At 56.6% G+C, this 1,189-nt stretch carries 1 protein-coding gene; it reads left to right on the plus strand.

Annotated elements, in window-relative coordinates:
* The first annotated feature begins 513 nt into the window (after window positions 1-513).
* Window positions 514-732 carry a hypothetical protein gene (locus E5S66_RS13495; protein WP_138350054.1) on the plus strand — a complete coding sequence of 73 codons (219 nt, stop codon included), beginning with the start codon at window positions 514-516 and terminating at the stop codon, window positions 730-732.
* The last annotated feature ends 457 nt before the right edge of the window (window positions 733-1,189 follow it).

The raw sequence follows: 1,189 nt of genomic DNA on the forward strand, positions 1-1,189 counted from the left end.
CGTCTTCTGTTACTTTGCGCCCTAACAAGTCATTCAAGCCGACGCCGCTTCGCGGCGCGGCTTAACTCAGGTGTTAGAGCCCGCACAGAGGTCCACGATGCTCCCGAAAAAAACTATCGTTTTGTTTACAGCCTTTTTACTTCTAGCAGCTTGCTCTTCAGGACCTTCAAATTCAGAAGTTGAGAAGGCGCTGAAAGCTCGCGTAGCCGAGGCGGAGAGTGGAATCGACATATCGATCGAGTCGGTCAAGAATTCTCGATGCACCCAAACGAGGGACAAGTCGGGTTACGACTGCGCTTTCACCGCTGTTCTCAAAACACCCATGGGAACCAATCAGAGTTCTGGTCGTATTAAGCTAGTGAATATTGGAGGTTCATGGACGTACGCCAAAGGTCAGCCACTCTCCATGAGTTCGAACTGAGAGACGCGGGCTCTAACAATTCGTCCAAGCCGACGCCGCTTCGCGGCGCGGCTTAACTCAGGTGTTAGGCTGCACAAGCAAGGGAGCTCATGATGGGCGCAGCATTCTGGATAAAGCGATTCTCGCTAGCACTGGTAGTGGCCTTCGTGGTTCTTTTCGGCGTAGAGCTCGCCAAGGGACACTCGCAAGTAGCTGCAGTTCAATTTGCCAGCTTTTGGGCTGTGGTTACCGGCACGATCTTCACCCTCGCTGGCTATGTCCGCTACAGGCGCAACCCTGCATGCTGGCTTCCTAATGATCGCAAGGCCTAGATCCAGTGCGGCCTAACAGTTCATTCAAGCCGACGCCGCTTCGCGGCGCGGCTTAACTCAGGTGTTAGGCCGCTAAGAGCAATGCTTCCGTAGCTGCGCCAAGCAGTGCGCAGGCGCAACTTGCCAACCGGTTCTCCCGTTCGGTTCCTGGCGCTCGGAGGCAACATCGTTCAACGGTTCGTGCTTGCCTCAGCATCGGCCCGCGCTCGCAGTTTCTCGCGGCAGCAGACGATCAAACGTTCTCGCCACACGCAGCGTTTCCTCGCAGACTTTCGCGGTGCGCTCGTGTGGCTCGGCTTTCGGCTGGCACAGGCAGCTGCGTACGGGTTCCTGCCGTGCGCTTCGCGCCCGACTGTCCTCGTCTTCTGCTACTTTGCGCCCTAACAGTTCATTCAAGCCGACGCCGCTTCGCGGCGCGGCTTAACTCAGGTGTTAGGCCGCTAAAAGCAATGCTTCC

Source organism: Thermomonas fusca, assembly GCF_005862345.1.
GTDB classification, from domain to species: Bacteria; Pseudomonadota; Gammaproteobacteria; order Xanthomonadales; family Xanthomonadaceae; genus Thermomonas; species Thermomonas fusca.

Excerpts from the sequence above, each read along its gene's own strand:
- E5S66_RS13495 (WP_138350054.1), top strand. The coding sequence starts at position 514 with ATGGGCGCAGCATTCTGGATAAAGCGATTCTCGCTAGCACTGGTAGTG.